Raw genomic sequence first — 23421 nt, forward strand, 5'->3', positions numbered from 1 at the left:
GTCACCCCCACACCACCTCCCCCACTGTGCGGCGCACAATCACCTTCCCGTGCCGCACCGACAGCAGCGCATGCCCTTGCGTGCGCAGCACCTCATAGTCGTTCTCGGCAGACAGCACCACCAGGTTCGCAGGTCGGCCCACGGCCAGGCCGTAGCCCTCGCCCAGCGCCATCGCTTGGGCGCTGTGGTCGGTCACGAAGTCCAGCGCACGTTGCAGGTCCTCGTAGCCCAGCATGTGGCAGATGTGCAGCCCCGCGTCCAGGATGCGCAGGATGTTGCCGTTGCCCAGCGGGTACCAGGGGTCCACGATGGAGTCCTGCGCAAAGCACACGTTCAGGCCCGCGCGGTCCAGCTCGGGCACGCGGGTCAGGCCGCGGCGCTTGGGGTAGGTGTCAAAGCGGCCCTGCAGGTGGATGCTCTCAGTGGGGCAGGAAATGAAGCTCAGTCCCGCCTGCTTCAGCAGCCGGAACAGCTTGGAGCAGTAGGCGTTGTCGTACGAGCCCATGGCCGTGGTGTGGCTGGCCGTCACGCGCTCACCCATGTCCTTCACACGGGTGAGCTCGGCCAGCACCTCCAGGAAGCGCGAGTGAGGGTCGTCGGTTTCGTCGCAGTGCACGTCCACCAGGCGGCCGTGGCGTTCGGCCAAATCCATCAGGAAGTGGAGGGACGAGACGCCCTGGTCGCGCGTGTTCTCGAAGTGGGGGATGCCGCCCACCACGTCCACGCCCATCTCCACGGCCTCGGTCATCAGCGCGCGACCATTGGCAAACGATTCAATGCCTTCTTGCGGGAAGGCCACGATCTGCAGGTCCACCAGGTCGCTGGCCTCGTCGCGCACGGCCAGCATGGCCTTGAGCGTGCCCAGACCCGGTTCGGTGACATCGACGTGGGTGCGCACGTGCTGGATGCCGTGGGCGGCCAGCATGCGGATGGTGCGGTGTGCGCGCGACTTCGTGTCCTCGGACGTGACCAAAGCCTTGCGCTCGGCCCAGCGTTCGATGCCTTCGAACAGGGTGCCGCTGAGGTTCCAGTTGGGCTCGCCCGCGGTGAGGGCGGCGTCCAGGTGGATGTGGGGCTCAACCAGGGGCGGGATCACGAGCTTGCCGGCGGCATCGAAGCCGGTCGAATCTGCTGCAGGTGGGGGCAAGGTGTCGGCTTGTGCCTCAATGGCACTGATCCGGCCGTCAAGCCAGCGCAGGGTGAACAAGCCAGGGCGGCCGCGCAGGCGCGCATTGATGAGGTGGTTCATGCGGGATTCCTCGTGGAGTGGTTGTGGGTCGACAGTCGCCAGATCATCAACGCAATGGCGATGTTCAGGCGGTGTTGGGCATCGTTCAGGTCCAGCCCGGTCAGGGTCTGGATCTGCTGCATGCGGTAGTTCAGGGTGTTGCGGTGCACGCCCAGGCGCTGCGCAGCGGCCACCAGGTTGCCGTTGGCCTGGGTCCAGGCCTCCAGCGTCTGCGTGAGCACGGCGTGGTGTCCCAGGTCGTGCTGCAGCAGCGGGCCCAGGGTGGTGTGCAGGAAGCGGTCCAGCAGGCTGCGGTCGCGGATGGCCACCAGCAGTTCGAGCACGCCCAGCTCCTCAAAGCAGCACAGGCCCAGTCGCTCGGGAAACGACTGGGCGGCCATCAGGGCCTGGCGTGCCTGGCCCAGCCCGCGCGGCAGCTCGGTGGGCTGCGGGCAGGTCGCACTCAGGCCGGCAAAGACGCGCAGCGGCGTGTCTCCCTGGTTGAGCGTGTGCAGCAACTGTTCCACGCTGGCGCGGTGGCGGGCGAGCGCGTCGGCTTCGCCAGCCGGCAGCAGCGCGATCCACTGCTCGGCCTGGCTGATCACCGGCAGGGGCTGACCCAGGGTGGCCAGGCTCCGGCTCAGCTGCGACAGCACCTCTTGCCGAAACGATTGCAGCAAGGTCTCTGCCATCTCGGGCGCAAACGAGCGGAACATGGCGGCGGTGCCCGCCAGTTGCAGCACCAGCACCTGGCGTGGTTGACGCAGGTCGATGGCCAGGCGGTCCGCCCGGTGGGCGAGCACCGTGGTGTCGGCGAGGTTGCCATCGAGCAATTGCTCGATGAGCTGCTGGCGGGAGCTGCCCAGCAACTGTGCCTGCACCAGGGCCGAGCCGATCGCCTCGGTCACTTCGATCATGGGCAGGGCGTAGGGCTGCTCGATCAGGGGCACGCCCAGCGCATTGGCGTCGGCCAGGACGCTGTCGGGGATGTGGCGGATGTAGCGCGGGCCGGTGAGGATGACCAGGCCCGCGCAGCGCCGTTCATGCGCTTCGCGCACCAGTTGCCGCAGATTGGCCTCATCGCGCGGCTGGTTGATGCCGGTGACGAACACCAGTTCGCCCCCCAGCACCCACTCAGCAATCGACTCGTTCTCGGCCACATAGGGCCAGCGCACGGTCTGGTGCTCACCGGCCTGCCCGGCACGCAGGCGCATGGCCTGGAGCCGGGGCAGGAGCAGCACATCTCGGATGCTCAGGCTCATGCGCCCACACCCGCGTTCGCTTCACCCAGCTGGCGACGGCCCACGCGCACGCGCTGCACCTCGAACAGCACCACATAGCTCAGCGCCGCTACGCCAATGCCGACCAGCGGTGCCACCCAGGGCGAGACATAGGCACACACGGCGCCGATCGCATAGGCGCCCAGGCCGACGCCGTTGAAGCGGGGCAGGGTGGTGGTGCTGAGCTGCGGGTAGCGGCCTTTGTGGCCGTGGAAGAAGTCGGCCATGATCACGCCGCCGATCGGCGGGATGATGGAGCCCAGCAGGATCAGGAAGGGGATCAGCATGTCCGACATGCCGGCAATCGCCAGCAGCGTGCCGATGCCGGCGCCGACCAGGGTGATGGTGCCGCGGCGATCCTGGCGGACCAGGTTGCAGCCGGCGGCGGCGAAGTTGTAGATGGTGTTGTCCTGGGTGGTCCACAGGTTCAGGAACAGCATCACCACGGCCGCGACCGACAGACCTTGCAGCACCATGACTTCGACGATGTCCGGCTGCTGGTACACCATCGCGCCGTAGGCGCCCACGACGATCATCAGGCCATTGCCGATGAAGAAGCCCACCAGGCTGGAGAGCACGGCGGTCTTGCCGTCACGGGCAAAGCGGGTCCAGTTGGTGGCCTGGGTGGCGCCACTCACAAAGGTGCCAAACACCAGGGTGATGGCCATGTGCCAGCTCATGCTCTCCTTGGGCTGGATGGCGAGCAGCCCTTCGAGGCCGCCCACGTCCCGCGTGGCGATCCACAGCGACCACACCAGCAACGCGAGCATGGCGGGCACGGCGACGCGCGACAGCAGGTCCAGACCCTTGTAGCCGATGAAGGCCGTCAGGCTGAAGCCGAAGCCGAACAGCACCATCAGCGGGATGGTCCAGCTGGTGGGCAGTGACAGCATCTTGACCAGCACCAAAGCGATGGTGGCCGTGCCCCAGGCGTACCAGCCGATCTGGGTGAAGCCGAGCAGGACGTCCGACAGCTTGCTGCCGGTCTCGCCGAAGCAGAAACGGCCCATCAGCACGGAGTTGAGGCCGCTGCGGCAGGCGATCAGGCCTAGCACGGCGGCATACAGGCCCAGCAACAGGTTGCCCGCAATGGCGGCCCAGATCAGGGTCTTGAAGTCGAAGGCCATGCCCATCTTGCCGCCGGCAAACATGGTGGCCGTGAAGAAGGTGAAGCCGAACAAGAGGATGGAGGTGGACAGCAGCCCCTTGCGGGCGCCGGCGGGGACTTCACTGAGGGGATAGTCGTGATCGAGGTCGGGGGCTTGGGCCATGGTGGTGACTCCGTTGGGGGTTGGACCCTGGTGACAGTGCAAACCCTGTGCCATCGATCCACGCGTTGAGTTGACGATGCCGCCGTTCAGCCCGAACAAACGGATTTGTGCAGATTGCACAAATGTCCGGCCGGAGGACGGTGCGTTGCACCATGCGCAGGCGGGCCAGTCGGCCCGTGCCTCACGGCGGTGCGCTCAAGCCCGACTTCGGTGTGGGGCCTTGCCCTCGCGGTAAGCTGCCAGGCAATCCTTCCGAAAGCCACCGCCATGCTCACCCTTGTTGCCCCCCTGCGTTCCTGGATCCTGTCTGGCGTGTTCGCGGCCCTGAGCGGCGTCAGCGGCCTGACCCAGGCGGCCCCGCCTGCCACCGCAACGCCTGCGGCCTTGCCCGTCCCGGCCGCCACCTCTTGTCCGGCGCTGCTCAACAAGACCTTCCCGCGCCTGCAGGACGAAAAGCCTCAGTCGCTGTGCCAGTACAGCGGGCAGGTGATCCTGGTGGTCAACACGGCCAGCTACTGTGGCTTCACCTCGCAGTACAAGGGGCTGGAGGCTTTGTACGCCAAGTACAAGAGCCAGGGGCTGGTGGTGCTGGGTTTCCCGTCCAATGACTTCGGTCAGCAGGAGCCCGACTCGGGCCAGCAGATCGCCGAGTTCTGCGCCAACACCTTCGGGGTGAAGTTCCCGATGTTCGCCAAGAGCAGCGTCAAGGGGGCGCAGGCCAATCCGCTGTTCGCCGAACTGACCCAGCTGTCGGGTACAAGCCCCAAGTGGAACTTCTACAAGTACCTGATCGCCCGCGATGGGCGCACGGTGGAGGCCTACAACAGCCTGACCGCGCCCGACAGTCGCAGCCTGGTGGCCGACATCGAACGGGCGCTGGCGGCCAAGCCCTGACCGAGACAGGGGCGCGCGCGAGGGGCAAGAGCGCGGCGCGCCCAAGAAAATGGCCCCGACGGTAACCGACGGGGCCATTCATGCGTGATGTCTTCTTTTTCTTGTCTTTCCCTGGTGTTCCGTTAGGCGGAACCGTGTGACAGCACTGGGTGCAACTGTAGAGGGGAAGCGCGTCCGGCGCATCCCTCTCAGGGGGGAGGTTCACACAGCTTTTCCAGCTTGGGGGGAAATGTGCACTTGGACACACCTTGGTCATTTTCCTGTGCGCCGGTCTTCAAGCCGGGGGGCGCCAAGCCGAAGAAAGACCCATGATGGTCTTGCAGACCGCGGCCCCGGCCCGATCTGCTGACCTGAAAGATGGATCACACCAGGAGTCACATCCATGCACATGCTCTACAACTCCGACAGCTATGCCGTGGTGCAGATCGAGATGCTGCCAGCGCTGGGGGTCGCCACGACCGAGGGCACCAACCCGACGCTGACGCGTGGGGGCTACGAAATCGTCGACAAGCACGCTCGCAAGGAGCTGTTCCTGGAAGGCGCGCTGGCCGAGTCCTTCAAAGAAGGCGTGGACGCCCTGATCGAGGCCGCCCACAGCGTCGAGGACTTCGACGCCTTTCTGGAGCGCTTCGCCGGGATGGCGCAACAGCCAGTCGTGATGCATTAACGAAAACGCGCGCGGGGTGGCCCATCGGCCCCCTGCAGCTGGGGTGAGTGCCCATGACGGTGGCACCGACCCCTGCCTAGACTGCGAAACCTTTCAAAGCCCTTTCGCATGTCACCGCCCTTCATGGACGCCCATTTCCAGCTGTCGACCCAGCTCCTTGCCTGGTCGCTCGGCTTGTACGCCCTGTTCCTGCAAGGAACGGTGGTGCGCTGCGTGCGGGCCAACGACCGGGATGCCGGCCTGGGCTGGTGGCTGGGCGGCGCGCTGTGCGTGGGCACGGGCTTCTGGGCGCAGGCCCTGCTCAACCTGGCGGCGCTGCAACTGCCCATCCGGGTGGGCTTCGTGGCACCGGTGGTGCTCGCCGCCTGGATGCCGGCCGTGGTCATCAGCGCGGCGGCGATCTGGATGCAGATCCGCGTGCACTTCCCGGTGCGCCTGCGCATCATCGGTGGGGTGCTGGTCGCCCTGGGCTTGTGCCTGCTGATCTTCATCCATGCGTCGGCCATCATGTTCCAGCCCAGCGTCACCTGGGATGTCGGGCGACTGGCCGGTGCCGTGCTCCTGACCCTGACCGGTTGCCTGCTGGGCTCGCTCGCCTTGCGACGCAGCTTGGTGGCCGAGCCGCCGTTGTGGCGGCGCGGCCTGTTGGTGCTGGGGATCAGCGCCCTGTTCAACGCCGGTCAGGTGTGCATGGTGTGGGCCATGCGGGTGCCAGCGGGGGCCGAGTGCCTGAGCGTGGACCACCTCTCTGGCGAGGGCCTGGAGCTGCTGTTGTTCGGGGCCGTGCTGATGCTGCTGCTGATGGGGCACCTCAGCATGCGGCTGGATGCCCGCGCGCGGCGGCGCCAGCAGGCGCTGGTCGACTCGCTCAAGGTGGCCCAGGCTGCCCTGGAGGATGCCGCCCAGCATGACCCCCTGACCGGCTTGCTCAACCGCTCCGGCTTCGAGCGGATGCTGCGCCAGCGCTTCGAGGACGCCAGCGCCCCGGCCGTCGGGCCCTTGTGCGTGATGCGCCTGCACGTCGATGGCGTGCGCACCTTGACCGAAACCTATGGCCACGCGCAGGGTGATCAGCTGATGCGTCACCTGGCCCTGCGCCTGCAGGTGGCCATGCGGGAGGGCGATGTGCTGGCGCACGCCGAGTCCGATGAGTTCCTGCTGCTGTCGTGCGGCCTGGCCGAGGAGCACGAGCTTGCGCAACTGGCCCAGCGCCTGTCGGCCGCCGTGCACGAACCCTGCCTGTTCGAGGGGCACGAGTTGTCGGTCAGCGCCTCCATCGGCATAGCCCGCTACCCGGAGAGCTTCAACGCCCGCCTGCTGCTGACCCATGCCAGCGACGCCATGCTCACGGCGCGCAAGGCCGGCGGCGGCGTCTACTGCTTTCACCGCAGCGGTGAAGACCAGGTGGGCGTGGACCAGGTTGCTTTGCAGCGCGATCTGCGCCATGCCATCGCCCGCGACGAGCTGATGCTGCACTACCAGCCCAAGCTGCGCGCCGGCAGCGGTGAGCTGGCCGGGGTCGAAGCCCTGCTGCGCTGGCAGCACCCGGTGCGTGGTCTGGTCAGTCCCGCCACCTTCATCCCCGTGGCCGAACGCTTTGGCTTGATCGGCGAGCTGGGCCTGTGGGTGCTGGACGCCGCTTGCCGCCAGATGCGCCTGTGGCACGAAGCCGGCGTGGACGTGCCGGTGGCGGTGAACCTGTCCGCCCATCAACTGCGTCAGCCCGATCTGGCGCAGCGCGTGCGCGAGGCCCTGCTGCGCCACCGCGTGCCCCCGGCCATGCTGATCCTGGAGATCACCGAATCGGTGGCGATGGACGACATCGAGGCCTCGATCCGGGTGTTCGACCTGCTCGACGAGATCGGCGTGCGGCTGTCGATCGATGACTTTGGCACGGGCTACTCCAGCCTGAGTTACCTGCGCCGACTGCCTGCGCGCCAGCTCAAGATCGACCGCAGCTTCATTGGCGACCTGGAAGTCAGCCGCGACGCCCAGGCCATCGTCGAGGCCGTGGTCCGCCTGGCCCATGCCCTGGGTCTGAAGGTGGTGGGCGAGGGCGTCGAAACCCCCGCACAGGCGGCCATCCTCACCCGCCTGCAGTGCGACGAGTTGCAGGGCTATCTGTTTGCCCGGCCCATGCCCGCCCAGGACCTGCTGCCGTGGCTGGGGCAGCGAGGTGCCGTGCCCCTGGCGCATGTGGTGCGGGGGGCTGTGCAGGTGGCGCAGGACGCGCCGATCGACCGTGACGGGGTCGACGACGAGGCGCTCACCAACTGGTCGGATTTGGGGATGGAGCCCCTGCTGCGCGCCGTCAAGCGCTAGTTGCGCACCGACGCGCTCACCGACGTCATCGTCCCAGCAGATCGGCACCGCATCGCCAGCAGTAGCGCCCTTGCGGGTGCTGGTCGATGGCATCGCAGCGCGGACAACTCACGTCCGAGAACTGGCTGGGGGTGGGGCTCAGCGGCGCACCGATGGCGGCCTGGCGGCGCTTGGCCGTGAGCTCGGCGGTCACGATGCCTGTGGGCACGGCCAGCACGCTCCAGCCCATCAGCATCACGAACGAGGAAATCAGGCGGCCGATGTCGGTCTTGGGCGTGATGTCACCAAAGCCCACCGTCGTCATCGTCGTGATGGCCCAGTACATCGCCGTGGGGATGCTGGTGAAACCGTGTGCGGGCCCTTCGAACACATACATGGCCGTGGCCATCAGCAGCGAGATCATCAGCACGAAGGACATGAAGACCATGATCTTGCGCCGGCTCGCCAGCAGCGCCATGCCCAGGATGGTGTACTCCGAGACAAAGCCGGTCAGCTTGAAGACGCGGAACACCCGCATCAGGCGCAGGATGCGCACGTCCAGGAAGAACAGGGCGCCCGGCTCGATCAGCGCCAGGTAGGACGGCAGGATGGACAGCAGGTCGATGATGCCGAAAAAGCTCAGGGCGTATTTGCGCGGGCGCTCGATGCAGGCCAGGCGCAGCACATACTCGACCGTGAAGACCACGGTGAAGCCCCACTCCAGCACGTGCAGCAGCGGCCCGTAGGCGTCGGCGATGCTCGCCACGCTGTCGAGAATGACGGCCACGATGCTGATCAGGATGGTCCAGATCAGGATCTGGTCGAAGCGTCGTCCGGCGGGCGTGTCCGACTCGTAAATGACGGCGTAGAGAGTGCGGCGCCAGCCTTGGGTGGGTTTGTCCAGATCGGTGTGCATCCTCGCTTTATAAGCTTTCCGCAGGGGGATGCACATGGGGCGGGCGCAACACGCAGGCAAACTCTAAAATGGGCGCATGAATGCCTCTGCTTCCCCCGCTGCCCGCACCGACGCCACCCCGGTTTTGCCCCCGGTCGAGCGTCGCCCCTACACCCGTGCGGCCCAGTTGCCCCAGATCATGCGTGAGCGCATCGTCGTGCTCGATGGCGCCATGGGCACCATGATCCAGCGCTACAAGCTGACGGAAGCCGACTACCGGGGCAGCCGTTTTGCCGACCACCCGAAAGACCTCAAGGGCAACAACGAGCTGCTGCAGCTCACCAAGCCCGAGGTGATTCGCGAGATTCACGAGCAGTACCTGGCCGCTGGCGCCGACCTGATCGAGACCAACACCTTCGGCGCCACCACCGTGGCCCAGGACGACTACGAGCTGCCCGAGCTGGCCTACGAGATGAACCTCGTCGCTGCCCAGCTGGCACGCGCCTGCTGCGACAAGTACAGCACGCCCGACAAGCCGCGCTTCGTGGCCGGCGCCATCGGCCCGACCCCCAAGACGGCCAGCATCAGCCCGGACGTGAACGACGCGGGCGCCCGCAACGTCGACTTCGACACGCTGCGCCAGGCCTATTACGAGCAGGCCAAGGCCCTGATGGAGGGCGGCTGCGATGTCTTCCTGGTCGAGACGATTTTCGACACGCTCAATGCCAAGGCCGCGATCTTCGCGCTCGACGAGCTGTTCGAGGACACCGGCGAGCGCCTGCCCATCATCATCTCGGGCACCGTGACCGACGCGTCGGGCCGCATCCTGTCGGGGCAGACGGTGAGCGCCTTCTGGCACTCGGTGCGCCACGCACACCCCATTGCCATCGGCCTGAACTGCGCGCTGGGTGCCACGCTGATGCGCCCCTACATCGAAGAGCTGGCCAAGATCGCCGGGGACACCTACATCAGCTGCTACCCCAACGCCGGCCTGCCCAACCCGATGAGCGACACGGGCTTTGACGAGACGCCCGAGATCACCGGCAGCCTGGTCGAAGAGTTCGCCAAGGCGGGCTTTTTGAACATCGCCGGCGGCTGCTGCGGCACCACGCCGGACCACATTGCCGAGATCGCCAAGCGCGTGGGGGCCTGGAAGCCGCGCTGCCTGCACGATGGCGGCACCACGGGCTTCCTCAGTGGCTTGAAAGCGGCCTGAGCGCCGCCATGGCGTGGTGATGACGCCCCGCCCGCTCAGTTCGTGGCGTAAGGGTCGTCGAAGCCCAGCGCGGCCAGGATCTCGCGTTCGCGCTGCTCCATGGCCTGGGCTTCATCCTCTTCCAGGTGATCCCAGCCCTGCGCGTGCAGGGCGCCGTGCACCAGCATGTGGGCGTAGTGCGCCACCAGCTCCTTGTGCTGCTCTTGCGCTTCGCGCTCGATCACGGGCGCGCACAGGATCAGGTCGGCCATGACGACCGGCTCTTGCGTGTAGTCGAAGGTCAGCACATTGGTGGCGTAGTCCTTCTGGCGGTAGTCGCGGTTGAGGGTTTGGCCTTCTTCGGCGTCCACCATGCGCACGGTCAGTTCGGCGTCGGTCTCCAGCGCGGCTTTCAGCCAGCGGGCCACCTTGTGGCGGGGCAACTGGTCGCGGTGGCGCTTGTCAGCAAATTGCAGGCTCAGGCTCAGGCTCAGGGTCGGTTTCATAGCGTGGGCAAGTCGGAGTCGGGTGCATCGGCACCAGGGCGCGCGGTGGCGCGCGGAGGGCGGCCGGTGCGCGGCGCCTCGGGCTCGCTGGCCTGTGCCGCATCGTAGGCCTCGACGATGCGCTGCACCAGCGGGTGGCGCACCACGTCGGCCGAGGTGAAGCGGGTGAAGGCCACGCCATTGACCCGCTTGAGGATGCGCTCGGCCTCGATCAGGCCGCTGCGCGCGCCGCGTGGCAGGTCGATCTGGCTGACGTCGCCGGTCACCACCGCACGCGAGCCAAAGCCGATGCGGGTGAGGAACATCTTCATCTGCTCGGGCGTGGTGTTTTGCGCCTCGTCCAGGATGATGAAAGCGTGGTTGAGCGTGCGCCCGCGCATGAAGGCCAGCGGCGCGATTTCGATCAGGCCCTTCTCAAACGCCTTGGTGACGCGGTCAAAACCCATCAGGTCGTAGAGTGCGTCGTACAGCGGGCGCAGGTAGGGGTCGACCTTTTGCGTCAGGTCGCCGGGCAGGAAGCCCAGGCGTTCGCCGGCCTCCACCGCCGGGCGCGTCAGGATGATGCGCTGCACGCTGCTCCGCTCCAGCGCATCCACCGCACAAGCCACCGCCAGGAAGGTTTTGCCCGTGCCCGCGGGCCCGATGCCGAAGCTCAGGTCATGGCCCAGCACCTGGCGCAGGTAGCTCACCTGGTTGGGCGTGCGGCCTTGCAGGTCGGCCCGTCGGGTGTGCAGCGTGGGGCCGTCCGCGCTTTCGTCCGGCAGGGGCGCCGCTTCATCGGCGCGGCCCCGTTTGGGTTGCAGGGCGCGTTGCCGGGCCGCCAGCACGGAGGTGATGGCCAGTTGCACCATCTCGGCGCTCAGCGGCCGCGCACATTGCGCATAGAGGGATTCCAGCAGTTCGACGACCTGCTGCGGCACGCCGCGCGCGCCCTCGATGCGGAAGTGTTCGCCGCGCCGGCTCAGCGTCACATTGAAGGCTGCTTCGATGGTGCGCAGATGTTCGTCCAGCGATCCGCACAGATGTGCAAGTCGGGAGTTATCCGGGGGTGAAAAGCTGTGGCGCAGTTGCATGGAGGCCTGTATTGAGCGAAAGCAGGCAAATTGTCGCTTGCCGTGCGCGTCAATGCACGACATCTCTTGCGAAAATCAATTGATCTTTGGAGCGCACGGAGGCCGTGCCGCAGCAGGAGTCGTTTTGAGCATGTCGTATCGCGGGTGGCAATCATGGGCCCGCCGTTTCCGTCAGGAGTGGAGTGCCGCCGAAGAGGTCGGGGGCGACGCCGTGCCCGATCGCACCGGCGGGGTCTCGCGGCGCCTGTTCTGGATGGCATTGTTCATGGGCTTGCTGCTGGCCGGGGCTGTGGGCTGGGGCCTGCTCTTGCTCAACCGCGAGGCGGTGCGCCTGAGTCATCCGGCCGCCGGCAACCTGGCTGGCGCGGGCGTCCAGACGCTCAGCCAGGCCTGGGTGGTGGCCAGCGACACGCCGCGCTTCCCGGAAGGGGCGACCGGACGGGTGCTGTCCTTGCCGGACGAATGGGCGATCAACCACCCGCGTTATCAGGGCGGCATCTGGTATCGCTTCCAGCTCGATGCGCCCATCCGTCACCTGGGTGGCGATGGTCTGCGCGCCATCTACATCGAGCGGGCCTGCTCCAACGTCGAGGTGTACCTCAATGGCCAGGTGCTCTACCGGGGTGGCCGCATGACGGAGCCCTACGCCCGCCATTGCTATCGCTCGCACGTGGTCTCGCTGCCGCTCGCGTTGCTGAAGGCGCAGGGCAATGTGCTGGACCTCAAGGTGGTGGGCTACCCGCTGGAGCAGGTGGCGGCCCGCCAGCGTGCCGGGGGCCTGGCGTCGGTGCGCATCGGCTCACTGGCCGACATCCGCGTTTTGCACGCCGATCAGGAGTTCTGGACCTCGACCCTGGCCGGTGTGTTGGGCGGCATCCTGGCCGTGATGGGCCTGTTCGCGCTGGGTCTGGCCTGGATCCGTCGCCTCGATTACCTGGCCTACTTCGGCCTCTTGACCACGGGCTGGGCCCTGGCCACGGCGCGCTTTTGGCTGACCGAGCTGCCCGCGCCCAATGCCACGGTCGAGGTGCTGATCGCCATGATGTTTGCCCCCTTGGTGGGCTGCGCGGTGCAGTTTGTGCTCTGCTATGCCGGGGCACGCTTGCAGCCCATGATCAGTGCCGTGTGGATGTGGCGGGTGCGGGCGTGGCTGTGGGTGCAGTGCGTGCTGGTGCCGCTGACCCTGGTGTGGCTGGGCTTTGATCGCATTTTCGAGGGGGTGAGCCTCTGGTACCCGGTCTTTGCCGTTGAAATCTGCGCCGGCATCGGCTACTTCCTGTGGGCGGCCGGCAAGCGGCGCCGCCCCGAGTTCTGGTTGATGTCGGTGATCATGGGCGTGGTCGTGGCCGTGCTGGGCATCGAGCTGTCGTACCAGGCGGGCTGGATCAAGCTCTGGGGCGTGCACGTCACCCACTTCGTGATGCCGCTGCTGTATGCGGCGGTGGCCACCCGACTGATGCAGGTCTATGCCAAGGCCCTGCAGGCGGCGCAAGGCGCCAAGGCCAAGCTGGAGCAGCGCGTCAAGGAGGTCACGGCCGAGATGGAGCGCAACTTCAATCAGATCGCCGAGTTGCGCGCCGAGCAGGTGGCCGAGAAGGAGCGTAAGCGCATCGCCTCCGACCTGCACGACGACCTGGGCGCCAAGCTGCTCACCATCGTCCATACCAGCAACAACGACCGCATCTCGACCCTGGCACGCGAGGCGCTCGAAGAGATGCGCCTGTCGGTGCGCGGCCTGACCGGGCGGCCCATGGTGCTGTCCGACGCCTTGGCCGACTGGCGCGCCGAGGTGGTTTCACGCCTGCGCCAGGCCGGCATCGAGTGCGAGTGGCGCAACCCCCACGAGATCATCGAAGAGCCGCTGTCCTCGCGCACCTATGTGCAGACCACGCGCATCCTGCGCGAGGCCGTGAGCAACGTCATCAAGCACAGCGGAGCCTCGCACGTCGTCGTGTCGGCCGAGGTGCACCTGGACCTGCACGACTTCGTGCTGGTGATCCAGGACAACGGCAAGGGCATTGCGCTGGAACTGGATGACCGCACCGACCGCGGTCACGGCATGACCAGCATGAAGCACCGCGCCAAACAGCTCAGTGGACAGTGTCTGGTGGAGTCCGGCCCCGGTTTCGGGACCATCATCCGCCTGACCTTGCCCCTTGAAGTCGCCACCATGCAGCATCCCGGGCCCGCCCTGGCGCCGCGCATGGTGGATCACGTGCGCAGTCAGTGAGCGCGCCCGTTCCATCCGTAGAGAGAGGTCACCCCCCATGAAGCAAATTCTGCTCCTCGAAGATCTGCCCGAGATCCGCGCCTGGCTCAAGGCCCTGGCCTTGCAGGTGTTCCCGGATGCCCAGATCAGCGAGGCATCCCGCATCCATGACGCGCTGGAGTTGGTCAATGCCGTGCGCTTCGATGTGGCCATGCTGGACCTGGGCCTGCCCGATGGCTCGGGCGTGGAGGTGGTGCAGGCCCTGCGCGAGAAGCAGCCCGAAGCCCAGTCGGTCGTGGTGACCATCCACGAAGACGACGATCACCTCTTCCCCGCCTTGCAGGCCGGCGCGTTTGGCTACCTGCTCAAGGAGCAGTCGCGCGAGCAGCTCTCCGAGCAGCTGCAGCGCATCAGCCAGGGCGAGCCGCCGCTGTCGCCCTCGATCGCCCGCCGCGTGATCCAGTACTTCACCGCGCAGGCCCGCCAGCAACCCATGCGCGAGCCCGACAACGTGACGCCGCACGTGCAGCTGACCGACCGCGAAAACGAGGTGCTGCTGCGCGTGGCCAAGGGCTTCACGCTGCCCGAAATTGGCGTGCAGCTCAATCTGTCGCGCCACACCATTGCCGATTACGTCAAGCAGATCTACCGCAAGCTCAATGTCTCGTCACGGGCCGAAGCGGCGCTGGAAGCGCAGCGCCTGGGCCTGTTCCGCCGCTAAACTGCTCGCATGATCTCTCGACTGACCGGGGTGCTGGCTGAAAAAGCACCCCCCTTTGTGCTGGTGGACGTCAACGGCGTCGGCTATGAAGTGCAGGTGCCCATGAGCACCTTCTACAACCTGCCCGAGCTCGGTGCCAAGGTCACGCTGCTGACCCAGTTCATCGTGCGCGAGGACGCACAGCTGCTCTACGGCTTCCTCACCCCCCCCGAGCGGGCCTCGTTTCGCGAGCTGATCAAGATCAGTGGCGTGGGACCGCGCATCGCGCTGGCGCTGCTCTCGGGTCTGAACACTGACGAGCTGGCCCAGGCCGTGTCGACACAGGATGCCAGCCGCCTGGTCAAGGTGCCCGGCATCGGCAAGAAGACCGCCGAGCGCCTGCTGCTCGAGCTCAAGGGCAAGATGGCCCCGGTGCTGGCCACGCCCGACTGGAGCACGGTCAGCGACGCACAGACCGACATCTTGCAGGCCCTGATCGCCCTCGGCTACTCCGACAAGGAGGCGCAGTTGGCCCTCAAGGCGCTGCCCCCCGATGTGTCGGTCAGCGACGGCATCAAGCAGGCCCTCAAGGCCCTGGCGCGCTGAACGCCACGCGTGGCGTGAAGTGCATGATGCCGGTATCATCGGTCATCATGCGTTTCTTTCGTTCATTTGCCTGGCTGGCTGGCTTGAGTGTGCTGGCCTCGGCCGCCGCGACCGCCGCCCCGGCCCCTGTTCGTGAGGCGGGGCGTCCGCCCGCGTCGATCCAGTCTCACGCACGCTTTTGCGAGCTGATGACCGTCAAGCTGCCGAATGTGACCCCGGCGCTGTGCGCGCTGGCGCAGTTGCAGCCCGGCCCAGCCCGCTCGGTGCAAGGCCACAACCTGCTGACCCGCGATGTGGTGGCCCCGAATGCCGCCCTGCGCGTGCTGGTGGTGGGCGGGGTGCATGGTGATGAGCTGTCCTCGACCTCGCTGGTGCTGCACTGGATTGGCGCGGCGCAGGACGCGCCCGCCAACATCCACTGGCGTTTCGTGCCGCTGATGAACCCGGACGGCATGCTCAAGGCTCGCCCCACGCGCACCAATGCCAATGGGGTGGACCTGAACCGCAACTTCCCCACGCCGAAGTGGGACCAGGAAGCGCCGCGCTACTGGCAGCACCGCACCAGCAAGGACCCGCGTCGCTTCCCGGGGTACCAGGCCTTGTCCGAGCCGGAAACCCGCTGGCTGCACGACGAGATGGAGCGCTGGCAGCCTCATCTGATCGTGGCCGTGCATGCGCCCTATGGCGTGCTCGACTATGACGGCCCGGTGGTGGCCCCCAAGAAGCTGGGCAGCCTGGTGCTGGACCAGGTGGGCATCTTCCCGGGCAGCCTGGGCAACTATGGCGGCGTGCACAAGAAGGTGCCGGTGGTCACCATCGAGCTGCCCAGCGCCCTGCGCACCCCGCAGGAAGCCGAGATGCGCAAGATGTGGCAGGACCTGCTGCGCTGGACGCAGCTGCGTCTGCGCCCCCCGACCAGCTGACCGTCAGGCGGTCGGCGGCGCGGCCTGCGTGCTGGGCAGCGTGGCCAGGATGGACAGCAGACGCTGGATTTGCAGCGGCTTGACCAGGTAGTGGTTGAAGCCGGTCTGCAGCGCGCGGGCGATGTGCTCGGGCAGGGCGTCGGCGCTCAGCGCAATCAAAGGCAGTTGCTTGAGCGTGGGGTTGGCGCGCACGCGCCGGCACAGGTCCAGGCCGCTGCCGTCGGGCAGGTTGATGTCGACCAGGGCCACATCGGGGTGAATGCGCTCGATGCTGGCCAGGCCCTCTGTGGCGGTTTCGGCCGAATGCAGGCGCACCTGGGGATAGGCCGCAAACAGCGCTTCGACCAGGCTGCGGTTCAGGGCGTTGTCCTCGATGTGCACCACGCGCAGCGGCGGCAACATCACGGCGGGCTCCGGGTGATGGGTGCCGGGCGTGTGGGGGCCGACGGCGCTGTCGGCCAGGGGCAGACGCAGGGTGAAGATGCTGCCGCGCCCCAGGGTGCTGGTGACGTCGATGCGGCCGTGCATCAGCTCGGCCAGACGTTGGGAGACGGCCAAGCCGAGGCCGTTGCCGTGGCTGCGCCCGTTGGCGGTTTCGAGCTGGACGAAGGGCTGAAAGATGCGCGCCTGGTCACCGGGCTCGATGCCGAAGCCCTGGTCGCGCACCTCGATCAGGGCCACACGCTCGTTGGGGGCCGGTCGGGCTTGCAGCCAGACCGAGGCCCCGCTCGGGCTGAACTTGATGGCGTTGCGCGCCAGGTTCAGCAAGATGGCGCGGGTGTGCTGCGGGTCGGCCCACAGGGTCAGGGGCGGGCCGTCGAGCAGCACATTGATGTCATGGGCCAGGGCTTCGCCCTCCAGCTCGTTGCGGATGTCGCGCAGCAGCAGCGACAGCTCAATGCGCTGGGGGCGCAGGTTCAGCGGCCGGGTCTCGAGGCGGGCGTACTCAAGGGCCTGGTCGAGCAGGCCCAGCAGCTGCTGGCCCGCCGTGTGGATGTGGCCGACCTGGCGACGCTGCGCCTCGGGCAGCAGGCCGTCCACGCTCATGTCCAGCAGCTGGGTGAAGCCCAGGATGGCGTTGAGCGAGGAGCGCATGCTGTGGCTCATGCGCGAGAGGAACTCGGCCTTGTTGGCCAGGGCCACCTCGGCTTCGAGGCGGCGGGCGTGCTCGGCTTCGGCGCGGCGCCGTTCGCTCAGGTCGCTGAGCACCTCGATGTGGTGGCTGACCTGGCCCTCGGCCCCGATCACGCGCTGCACCGAGCGCGCCACCCAGAAGGGCTCGCCGTCCTTGCGGTGGTGGCAGACCTCCAGACGCTCGATGCTGTCGCCCTGGGCCAGTGCCTGGTTGATGTGGGTGATGGTGGCCGAGTCGGTGTGGGGGCCGCTGAGCAGCTCTTCGGGTTGCTGGCCGTGGCTTTCGGTGAGGGTGAAGCCGGTCAGGCGCGTGAAGGCCGGGTTGACCCAGGTGATGCAGCGCTGCAGGTCGCAGATCAGGATGGCATCGCTGACCCGGTCGGCGATCAGGGCGAGCTCCTGGTTGGTGCTCTGCGCGCGTTGCAGGGCCGTTTGCAGTTGGCGGACCAACTGAGCTTGCTGCGCCAGGGTGTCGTCGCGCACGTGCAGTTCGTCGAGCAGGCGCGGCGCTTCGTCGCTGAGTTGCTCGGAAATGCCGGCGGGCAAGGGGCGGCGTGCGGCCGTGGCGCGTCGGGAGGGCATCTCCGTGTCCGACGATAGATCGGAGTGACGGGTGTCTGCGTCGTGCATGAGGGGCTCCTCGGTCTTCCTGTTTGTGTGGGGTGGCCGATTCGTGTGCCGGCGTCACCATGTGTGTCGCAGTCTAGGCGTTTCGGACACCCTTGACCACATGGGTCCTCCCTGAGGGGGGCGGTGAATCCCCTGTGCCCCAGTCGGATTTCGTCTTTCTGTGAACCTGACAGGCTTCGGCAAACCACGTTGGATCACGACACATGAGTACTGTTTACGATTTCGAGGCGCAGACCATCACCGGTCAGCCGGTCAAGCTGGACCAGTACCGTGGCCAGGTGCTGCTGATCGTCAACACGGCCAGCAAGTGCGGTTTCACGCCGCAGTTCGAGGGGCTGGAGAAGCTGTGGCAGAGCCACGGTCCGAAGGGCTTGGCCGTGTTGGGCTTCCCCTGCAACCAGTTCGGCGGGCAGGACCCCGGCGCCAACGAGGAGATTGCCTCCTTCTGTCAGCTCAACTACGGCGTGAGCTTTCCGATGATGGCCAAGGTCGATGTCAATGGTGCGCAGGCCCACCCGCTGTACCAGTGGCTGGTCAAGGAGGCGCCGGGCATCCTGGGCACCAAGGCCATCAAGTGGAACTTCACCAAGTTCCTGATTGGCCGCGACGGTCAGGTGCTGGGCCGCTATGCCCCGACCGAGGCGCCCAAATCGCTCATCGACGACATCGAGAAGGCGCTAGCCGCCTCCGCCTGAACGGGATTGATCCGGGTCAGACCCTCGGCACAAAGAGGGCTTGCTCTGTGACGAGGTCCTCTTGAAAATGGTCGCGGCCCCACACATCTGGGGCTTGTCACACCCACTTCGACAGGAGGACACCATGAGCAAACTGACCCGTTACACCAACCCGGTTGACGAACTGTTTCGCGGTTTTTTCGTCAAGCCGATGGACCTGCCGTCTGACCTGACGCCTCAGCAGATCAAGATGGACGTCAAGGAGCAGGACAAGACTTACGAGGTACACGCCGAGATCCCCGGCGTGAAGAAGGAGGACATCCACGTCGAGATCGACGGCAACCAGGTGTCGATCAGCGCCGAGGTGCGTCAGGAAAAGGACGTGAAGGAAGGTGAGCGCGTGCTGCGCTCGGAGCGCTACTTTGGCCAGGTGTCGCGCAGCTTTCAGTTGGCCCACGACATCGACGAGGCAGCGGCCACCGCCAGCTTCAAGGACGGCGTGCTGGAGCTGAGCCTGCCCAAGAAGACCGTCGCCGGCGGCAAGCGCTTGGAGATCAGCTGACGGCACCGTCGTGATACGAACCCCCAGGGAGTGATCCGTGGGCGGTCGCGCCGGACTTGGTGCTGCCACGCACCTGTGTCATGCTGGCTGGCATGAGCACACCGCATGAGACGCAGGAGGCCGCACGCCAGGCGCTGGGTGCCTTGGCCGCACAGTCGGTCGAAGACGGCCTGCGCGCACTCGGCAGCTCGCTGCAAGGCCTGAGCGACGCCGAGGCGGTCGAGCGGCTGGCACGCGTCGGGCCCAATGAGGTGCGCGCGGCCCCTGCGGCGGGGGCGGTGCGCCAGTTCCTCAAGCGTCTGGTCAACCCGCTCAACTTCTTGTTGCTGGCACTGGCGCTGGTGTCGGTCTTCACCGGCAATGTCCAGTCGGCCATCATCATCGCCCTGATGGTGCTGTTGAGCATCACGCTGGGCTGGGTGCAGGAGCACCGCTCCGGTCAGGCGGCGCAGGCCTTGCGCGCCATGGTGCACACGACCGCCACCGTGTTGCGGCGCGGTGGGGTCAGCGTGCCGCAGTCGGCGTCGGAATCGTTGTCAGAGTTGGGCACGCAGGAGCTGCCGATCTCGCAGCTGGTGCCCGGTGACGTGGTGCACCTGTCGGCCGGCAACCTGGTGCCTGCGGATGTGCGGGTGCTGTCGGCCCGCGATTTTTTCATCAACGAGTCGGCCCTGACAGGTGAGTCGCTGCCGGTGGAGAAGCACGCCCTGGTCGAGGCCAGCGGCGTGGAGGTGCTGGCGCTGCGCAACATGGGCTTCATGGGCACGCACGTGGCCAGTGGCACGGCCACGGCGGTGGTGGTGCACACGGGCGAGCGCGCGGTGTTTGGCGGCATTGCCCAATCGATGATGGAAGCCGAGCCCCCCAGCAGCTTTGCGCTGGGCCTCAACCGCTTCACCTGGTTGATGCTGCGCTTCATGGCGGTGATGGTGCCGCTGGTCTTCCTCATCAACGGCCTGACCAAAGGCAGCTGGCTGGAGGCGCTGCTGTTTGCCAGCGCCGTGGCCGTGGGCCTGACGCCCGAGATGCTGCCCATGCTGGTGACGATGAACCTGGCCAAGGGCGCGCTGGCGCTGTCGCGCAAGCAGGTCATCGTCAAACGGCTGGACGCGATCCAGAACTTCGGGGCGATGGACGTGCTGTGCACGGACAAGACCGGCACGCTGACCCAGGACCGCATCATTTTGGAGAAGTACGTGGACCTGGATGGCCAGCCCAGCGACCAGGTGCTGGACTTTGCCTACCTCAACAGCTACTACCAGTCGGGCCTGAAAAACCAGCTCGATGTGGCCGTGCTCAAGTACGCCGAGGTGCATGCGAAGCTGCACGAGGAGGGTCAGTTCCAGAAGATCGACGAGATCCCCTTTGACTTCCAGCGCCGGCGCATGTCGGTGGTGGTGCAGCGCGGCGAGGAGCGCCTGCTGATCTGCAAAGGGGCGGTGGAAGAGGTGTTCAGTGCGTGCCGCGAGGGCGACTTTGGCGGGCAGCGTGCGCAACTGGACGACAGCCATCTGCCGGCCATCCAGGCGGCCGCGCGGGCCTTGAACGAAGATGGCTTTCGGGTGATCGCCCTGGCCTACCGGCCACTGACGGCGGCCACGCACACGATGTCGGTGGCCGACGAGGCCGACATGATCCTGCTGGGCTTCATGGCGTTTCTGGACCCGCCCAAGGAGTCGGCTCAGCCGGCGCTGGCGGCGCTCAAGCGTCATGGCGTGACCGTCAAGATCCTGACGGGCGACAACGAGGTGGTGACGCGCAAGGTGTGTCAGCAGGTGGGCTTGAGCGTCGAGCGGGTGATGCTGGGCCACGAGGTGGAGCCCTTGTCCGACCGGGACTTGCAGGAGGCCGTGGGGGGCACGCAGGTGTTTGCCAAGCTCTCGCCCACCCAGAAGGCGCGGGTGATTGCCGCGCTGCGCGCCCGCGGGCATGTGGTGGGCTACATGGGCGATGGCATCAACGATGGCCCGGCGCTCAAGGCGGCCGACGTGGGCATCTCGGTGGACACGGCGGTGGACATTGCCAAGGAGTCGGCCGACCTGATCTTGCTGGAAAAGAGCCTGATGGTGCTGGACGCCGGGGTGCGGGAAGGGCGGCGGGTGTTTGCCAACCTGCTCAAGTACATCCGCATGGGGGCCAGCTCCAATTTCGGCAACATGTTCAGCGTGCTGGGCGCGAGCGCCTGGCTGCCGTTTCTGCCCATGGCGCCCATCCAGGTGCTGACCAACAACCTGCTGTACGACCTGTCGCAATCGGCGATCCCGACCGACCGGGTGGACCCGGAGGAGCTGCGCCAGCCCCGGCGCTGGGAGATTGGCCAGATTGCGCGCTTCATGTTCTGGATGGGGCCGCTCAGCTCGGTGTTCGACTACGTGATCTTTGCGGTGATGTTCTACGGCTTTCAGGCGCAGACCCCTGCGCAGGCCGCGCTGTTTCACACCGGCTGGTTTGTCGAGTCGCTGCTGTCGCAGACGCTGGTGATCCATGTGCTGCGCACGGCGCGTGTGCCGTTGGTGCAAAGCCGCGCCAGCTGGCCCCTGATCGCCACGACCCTGGGCGTGTGCGCGGTGGGCGTGATGCTGCCGTATTCACCGCTGGCCGGGGCGCTGGGGCTGGTGGCCTTGCCCTGGTCCTATTGGCCCATCGTGCTCACCGTTCTGGTGGCGTATCTGGGGCTGGCGCATGGGCTGATGCGGCGCGTCTGGCGCCCGGCGCATGGGGTGGTCAAGCGGGTGGCGCTGCCCCCCTCTTGAGGGGGCTGCCTGGCGTCGCTGCCAGCGCGAGAATCTGCCCATCTTCAGCGTGGATGGCCAGCGGCCAGGAAAGCGACAGCGATGCGGACAATCAAGACGTGGCTCGTGTTGGGCATGGTGTGCACCTTGGCAGCCTGTGCCAGCAAGGGGGTCGATCGGGTGACGGATGCGGCCACGCGCCCCTTGGGCGACCTGAACCTGGTGCGCGAAGAGATTCCCGATGTGCTGCGCCAGGCGCAGGCCAAGCCTTACCAGCTCCCGACCGAGGTGGACTGCGTCTCCCTGGTGCAGCGGGTGCACGAGCTGGACGGCGTGTTGGGCGCGGATCTGGACACGCCGCCCACCAAGGACAACCCCGGCTTGATCGAGCGCGGCTCGGATGCCGCCGGAGACGCCGCGATTGGCGCCCTGGCACGCACGGCCGATGGCCTCATCCCGTTCCGGGGCTGGGTGCGCAAGCTCAGCGGCGCGGAGCGGCATTCGCGAAAGGTGGAGGCGGCGATTGCCGCGGGCACGGTGCGCCGCGCCTTCCTGAAGGGCGTGGCCACCACCAAGGACTGTTCGTGGCGTGTGGCTCCGGCGCAGACGGTGGCGTTGACCTCGACCACCGCACCGTGATCGCCCTGGGCACAACGATCAGGTGCAGATCCGGTTGGTGATTCGGCGCAAGTGGGATATCGTGTGCGGATTGACCATTTGAAAGAGCTGCGTGCCACCTAAACCCAACTATTCGTTCGAAAAACGTCAGCGCGAGCTGGAAAAGAAGAAAAAGAAGGCCGAAAAGGCCCAACGCAAGGCCGAGGGCGGCGATCAGGCCAGCGCTCAGCCGGACGACGCGCCACACGACACACAGCAAGAAGCTGAACCGACGTCGGCCGCAGCGGAGCCAGGCGCCACCGCCTGAGGCTTTGGCCCAGTGTGGCCAGGGGCGGGCGTTTGTGGCCCGACCCTGGCGCGACGTCTCAGCCGATCAGGCCCTGCGCGTGATGCGCCAGGTGGTCGGCCACAAAACTCTGGATGAAGTAGTAACCGTGGTCGTAGCCTTCGTGGCGACGCACCGCGACGGGCTGCTTCATCTGCGCGCAGGCCTCTTCAAAGGCCTGTGGGTGCAACTGGGTGGCCAGGAATTTGTCGGCCAGCCCCTGATCGATCAGGATGCCTTGCGGATAGGGTGCGGTCGTGGCCCGGCCCATCAGCGCGGTGGCATCGTGCTCGGCCCACACATCTCGATCCTCGCCCAGGTAGCCGCTGAAGGCCTTTTCGCCCCAGGGGCAACGGCTGGGGTGCGCAATCGGTGCGAAGGCCGACACCGTGCGGTACTGGCCCGGATGGCGCAAGGCCAGGGTCAGGGCGCCATGCCCGCCCATCGAGTGCCCGAAGATGCCCGCACGGGCCAGGTCCACCGGCAGGTGCTGACCCACCAGCGCGTGCAGCTCTTCGGTGATGTAGGTTTCCATCTGCCAGGCCGCTGACCAGGGCCGCTGCGTGGCGTTCAGGTAGAAGCCGGCGCCCACGCCGAAGTCCCAGCTGTCGGCCTGACCGGGGATCTCGGTGCCGCGCGGGCTGGTGTCGGGCGTGACGATGGCCAGGCCCAGGCGCGCCGCGTGTTGTTGCGCCCCGGCCTTGATCGCGAAGGTCTCTTCGGTGCAGGTCAGGCCGGCCAGGTAGAACAGCACGGGCACCTTGGCGCCACCGTGCAGGGCCTGCGGCGGCAGGAACACACCGAACTGCATGGGCAGGCCGATGGCGCCGGAGGCGTGGCGGTAAAAACGTTGCACGCCACCAAAACAGGCGTGCTCGGACAGCAGTTCCAGGGTGCTCATGGTCGGCTCCAGTGCGGTGTTCGGGGAGTGGCGTTCACTATCCCACAACATGGGAAACCTGGCGCGCTTTCGGGTTGTCCGGGCGGCCGATAATCGA

At 66.8% G+C, this 23421-nt stretch carries 21 protein-coding genes; 13 read left to right on the forward strand and 8 right to left on the reverse strand.

The window, feature by feature from the left end:
• Position 1: 1 nt before the first annotated feature.
• Genes codA through codB form a run of 3 tightly spaced genes read right to left on the reverse strand, consistent with a single transcriptional unit; the run spans position 2 to position 3779 of the window.
• Positions 2–1249, reverse strand: a complete 1248-nt coding sequence (codA, locus tag AC3WW4_RS02225) for a cytosine deaminase (RefSeq protein WP_488826766.1) — start codon at positions 1247–1249, stop codon at positions 2–4.
• Complete coding sequence (locus AC3WW4_RS02230) at positions 1246–2490, reverse strand: PucR family transcriptional regulator (protein WP_488826767.1); 1245 nt, start codon at positions 2488–2490, stop codon at positions 1246–1248. The genes codA and AC3WW4_RS02230 overlap by 4 nt, the downstream gene beginning before the upstream one ends.
• Positions 2487–3779, reverse strand: coding sequence for a cytosine permease (gene codB / locus AC3WW4_RS02235; RefSeq protein ID WP_488826768.1), 1293 nt, complete (start codon positions 3777–3779; stop codon positions 2487–2489). The genes AC3WW4_RS02230 and codB overlap by 4 nt, the downstream gene beginning before the upstream one ends.
• A gap of 267 nt (positions 3780–4046) precedes the next feature.
• Here codB and AC3WW4_RS02240 point away from each other — a divergent pair, with 267 nt between their 5' ends.
• From AC3WW4_RS02240 to AC3WW4_RS02250, 3 genes are all read left to right on the forward strand, one after another.
• The gene (locus tag AC3WW4_RS02240) at positions 4047–4673 is read left to right on the forward strand and encodes a glutathione peroxidase (protein WP_488826769.1); all 627 of its coding nucleotides are present in this window, start codon (positions 4047–4049) and stop codon (positions 4671–4673) included.
• Between the two features lie 382 nt (positions 4674–5055).
• The gene (locus tag AC3WW4_RS02245; protein ID WP_488826770.1) at positions 5056–5340 is read left to right on the forward strand and encodes a BTH_I0359 family protein; all 285 of its coding nucleotides are present in this window, start codon (positions 5056–5058) and stop codon (positions 5338–5340) included.
• 108 nt (positions 5341–5448) lie between these two features.
• Positions 5449–7662: a putative bifunctional diguanylate cyclase/phosphodiesterase gene (locus AC3WW4_RS02250; protein WP_488826771.1), complete on the forward strand. Its 2214-nt coding sequence runs from the start codon at positions 5449–5451 to the stop codon at positions 7660–7662.
• A gap of 25 nt (positions 7663–7687) precedes the next feature.
• On the opposite strand, the gene AC3WW4_RS02255 is transcribed toward AC3WW4_RS02250, so the two are convergent.
• Entirely contained in the window at positions 7688–8557 is an 870-nt protein-coding gene (locus AC3WW4_RS02255) for an ion transporter (RefSeq protein WP_488826772.1), read from the reverse strand.
• A 178-nt stretch (positions 8558–8735) separates the two neighbouring features.
• Here AC3WW4_RS02255 and AC3WW4_RS02260 point away from each other — a divergent pair, with 178 nt between their 5' ends.
• Positions 8736–9752, forward strand: a complete 1017-nt coding sequence (locus tag AC3WW4_RS02260; RefSeq protein WP_488829678.1) for a homocysteine S-methyltransferase family protein — start codon at positions 8736–8738, stop codon at positions 9750–9752.
• Positions 9753–9787: 35 nt separating this feature from the next.
• On the opposite strand, the gene ybeY is transcribed toward AC3WW4_RS02260, so the two are convergent.
• Together ybeY and AC3WW4_RS02270 are read right to left on the reverse strand one after the other, a co-directional pair.
• Positions 9788–10237, reverse strand: coding sequence for an rRNA maturation RNase YbeY (gene ybeY, locus AC3WW4_RS02265; RefSeq protein ID WP_488826773.1), 450 nt, complete (start codon positions 10235–10237; stop codon positions 9788–9790).
• On the reverse strand, positions 10234–11310 hold the full coding sequence (locus AC3WW4_RS02270; protein ID WP_488826774.1) for a PhoH family protein: 1077 nt from the start codon (positions 11308–11310) through the stop codon (positions 10234–10236). Before AC3WW4_RS02270 ends, ybeY begins: the two co-directional genes overlap by 4 nt.
• A gap of 130 nt (positions 11311–11440) precedes the next feature.
• Between AC3WW4_RS02270 and AC3WW4_RS02275 the strand changes: the two genes are divergently transcribed.
• From AC3WW4_RS02275 to AC3WW4_RS02290, 4 genes are read left to right on the forward strand one after another with little or no spacing between them, the layout of a single operon-like run.
• Complete coding sequence (locus tag AC3WW4_RS02275) at positions 11441–13540, forward strand: sensor histidine kinase (protein ID WP_488826775.1); 2100 nt, start codon at positions 11441–11443, stop codon at positions 13538–13540.
• Positions 13541–13577: 37 nt separating this feature from the next.
• Positions 13578–14240, forward strand: coding sequence for a response regulator (locus tag AC3WW4_RS02280; protein WP_488826776.1), 663 nt, complete (start codon positions 13578–13580; stop codon positions 14238–14240).
• Between the two features lie 9 nt (positions 14241–14249).
• A complete protein-coding gene (gene ruvA / locus AC3WW4_RS02285; RefSeq protein WP_488826777.1) occupies positions 14250–14825 on the forward strand; it encodes a Holliday junction branch migration protein RuvA in 576 nt (191 codons plus the stop codon).
• 47 nt (positions 14826–14872) lie between these two features.
• Complete coding sequence (locus tag AC3WW4_RS02290) at positions 14873–15748, forward strand: M14 family zinc carboxypeptidase (protein WP_488826778.1); 876 nt, start codon at positions 14873–14875, stop codon at positions 15746–15748.
• 3 nt (positions 15749–15751) lie between these two features.
• Here AC3WW4_RS02290 and AC3WW4_RS02295 read toward each other — a convergent pair whose 3' ends face one another.
• Positions 15752–17512, reverse strand: a complete 1761-nt coding sequence (locus AC3WW4_RS02295; protein WP_488826779.1) for a hybrid sensor histidine kinase/response regulator — start codon at positions 17510–17512, stop codon at positions 15752–15754.
• A gap of 203 nt (positions 17513–17715) precedes the next feature.
• Between AC3WW4_RS02295 and AC3WW4_RS02300 the strand changes: the two genes are divergently transcribed.
• From AC3WW4_RS02300 to AC3WW4_RS02320, 5 genes are all read left to right on the forward strand, one after another.
• Positions 17716–18207, forward strand: coding sequence for a glutathione peroxidase (locus tag AC3WW4_RS02300; protein ID WP_488826780.1), 492 nt, complete (start codon positions 17716–17718; stop codon positions 18205–18207).
• Between the two features lie 124 nt (positions 18208–18331).
• Positions 18332–18748, forward strand: coding sequence for an Hsp20/alpha crystallin family protein (locus AC3WW4_RS02305; protein ID WP_488826781.1), 417 nt, complete (start codon positions 18332–18334; stop codon positions 18746–18748).
• 92 nt (positions 18749–18840) lie between these two features.
• Complete coding sequence (mgtA, locus tag AC3WW4_RS02310; protein WP_488826782.1) at positions 18841–21501, forward strand: magnesium-translocating P-type ATPase; 2661 nt, start codon at positions 18841–18843, stop codon at positions 21499–21501.
• An 81-nt stretch (positions 21502–21582) separates the two neighbouring features.
• Positions 21583–22119 carry a hypothetical protein gene (locus tag AC3WW4_RS02315; RefSeq protein ID WP_488826783.1) on the forward strand — a complete coding sequence of 179 codons (537 nt, stop codon included), beginning with the start codon at positions 21583–21585 and terminating at the stop codon, positions 22117–22119.
• 91 nt (positions 22120–22210) lie between these two features.
• Entirely contained in the window at positions 22211–22405 is a 195-nt protein-coding gene (locus AC3WW4_RS02320) for a hypothetical protein (protein WP_488826784.1), read from the forward strand.
• Positions 22406–22463: 58 nt separating this feature from the next.
• On the opposite strand, the gene fghA is transcribed toward AC3WW4_RS02320, so the two are convergent.
• Positions 22464–23324, reverse strand: coding sequence for an S-formylglutathione hydrolase (gene fghA, locus AC3WW4_RS02325; RefSeq protein WP_488826785.1), 861 nt, complete (start codon positions 23322–23324; stop codon positions 22464–22466).
• Positions 23325–23421 lie beyond the last annotated feature (97 nt).

The organism is Aquabacterium sp. TM01 (assembly GCF_057808345.1).

Coding starts and splice junctions, on each gene's coding strand:
- fghA (WP_488826785.1), bottom strand. CDS start 23,324: ATGAGCACCCTGGAACTGCTGTCCGAGCACGCCTGTTTTGGTGGCGTG.
- AC3WW4_RS02260 (WP_488829678.1), top strand. CDS start 8,736: ATGCGTGAGCGCATCGTCGTGCTCGATGGCGCCATGGGCACCATGATC.
- AC3WW4_RS02300 (WP_488826780.1), top strand. CDS start 17,716: ATGAGTACTGTTTACGATTTCGAGGCGCAGACCATCACCGGTCAGCCG.
- AC3WW4_RS02315 (WP_488826783.1), top strand. CDS start 21,583: ATGCGGACAATCAAGACGTGGCTCGTGTTGGGCATGGTGTGCACCTTG.
- AC3WW4_RS02280 (WP_488826776.1), top strand. CDS start 13,578: ATGAAGCAAATTCTGCTCCTCGAAGATCTGCCCGAGATCCGCGCCTGG.
- ybeY (WP_488826773.1), bottom strand. CDS start 10,237: ATGAAACCGACCCTGAGCCTGAGCCTGAGCCTGCAATTTGCTGACAAG.
- codB (WP_488826768.1), bottom strand. CDS start 3,779: ATGGCCCAAGCCCCCGACCTCGATCACGACTATCCCCTCAGTGAAGTC.
- mgtA (WP_488826782.1), top strand. CDS start 18,841: ATGAGCACACCGCATGAGACGCAGGAGGCCGCACGCCAGGCGCTGGGT.
- AC3WW4_RS02295 (WP_488826779.1), bottom strand. CDS start 17,512: ATGCACGACGCAGACACCCGTCACTCCGATCTATCGTCGGACACGGAG.
- AC3WW4_RS02290 (WP_488826778.1), top strand. CDS start 14,873: ATGCGTTTCTTTCGTTCATTTGCCTGGCTGGCTGGCTTGAGTGTGCTG.
- AC3WW4_RS02245 (WP_488826770.1), top strand. CDS start 5,056: ATGCACATGCTCTACAACTCCGACAGCTATGCCGTGGTGCAGATCGAG.
- AC3WW4_RS02240 (WP_488826769.1), top strand. CDS start 4,047: ATGCTCACCCTTGTTGCCCCCCTGCGTTCCTGGATCCTGTCTGGCGTG.
- AC3WW4_RS02230 (WP_488826767.1), bottom strand. CDS start 2,490: ATGAGCCTGAGCATCCGAGATGTGCTGCTCCTGCCCCGGCTCCAGGCC.
- codA (WP_488826766.1), bottom strand. CDS start 1,249: ATGAACCACCTCATCAATGCGCGCCTGCGCGGCCGCCCTGGCTTGTTC.
- AC3WW4_RS02250 (WP_488826771.1), top strand. CDS start 5,449: ATGTCACCGCCCTTCATGGACGCCCATTTCCAGCTGTCGACCCAGCTC.
- AC3WW4_RS02275 (WP_488826775.1), top strand. CDS start 11,441: ATGTCGTATCGCGGGTGGCAATCATGGGCCCGCCGTTTCCGTCAGGAG.
- AC3WW4_RS02255 (WP_488826772.1), bottom strand. CDS start 8,557: ATGCACACCGATCTGGACAAACCCACCCAAGGCTGGCGCCGCACTCTC.
- AC3WW4_RS02305 (WP_488826781.1), top strand. CDS start 18,332: ATGAGCAAACTGACCCGTTACACCAACCCGGTTGACGAACTGTTTCGC.
- AC3WW4_RS02270 (WP_488826774.1), bottom strand. CDS start 11,310: ATGCAACTGCGCCACAGCTTTTCACCCCCGGATAACTCCCGACTTGCA.
- ruvA (WP_488826777.1), top strand. CDS start 14,250: ATGATCTCTCGACTGACCGGGGTGCTGGCTGAAAAAGCACCCCCCTTT.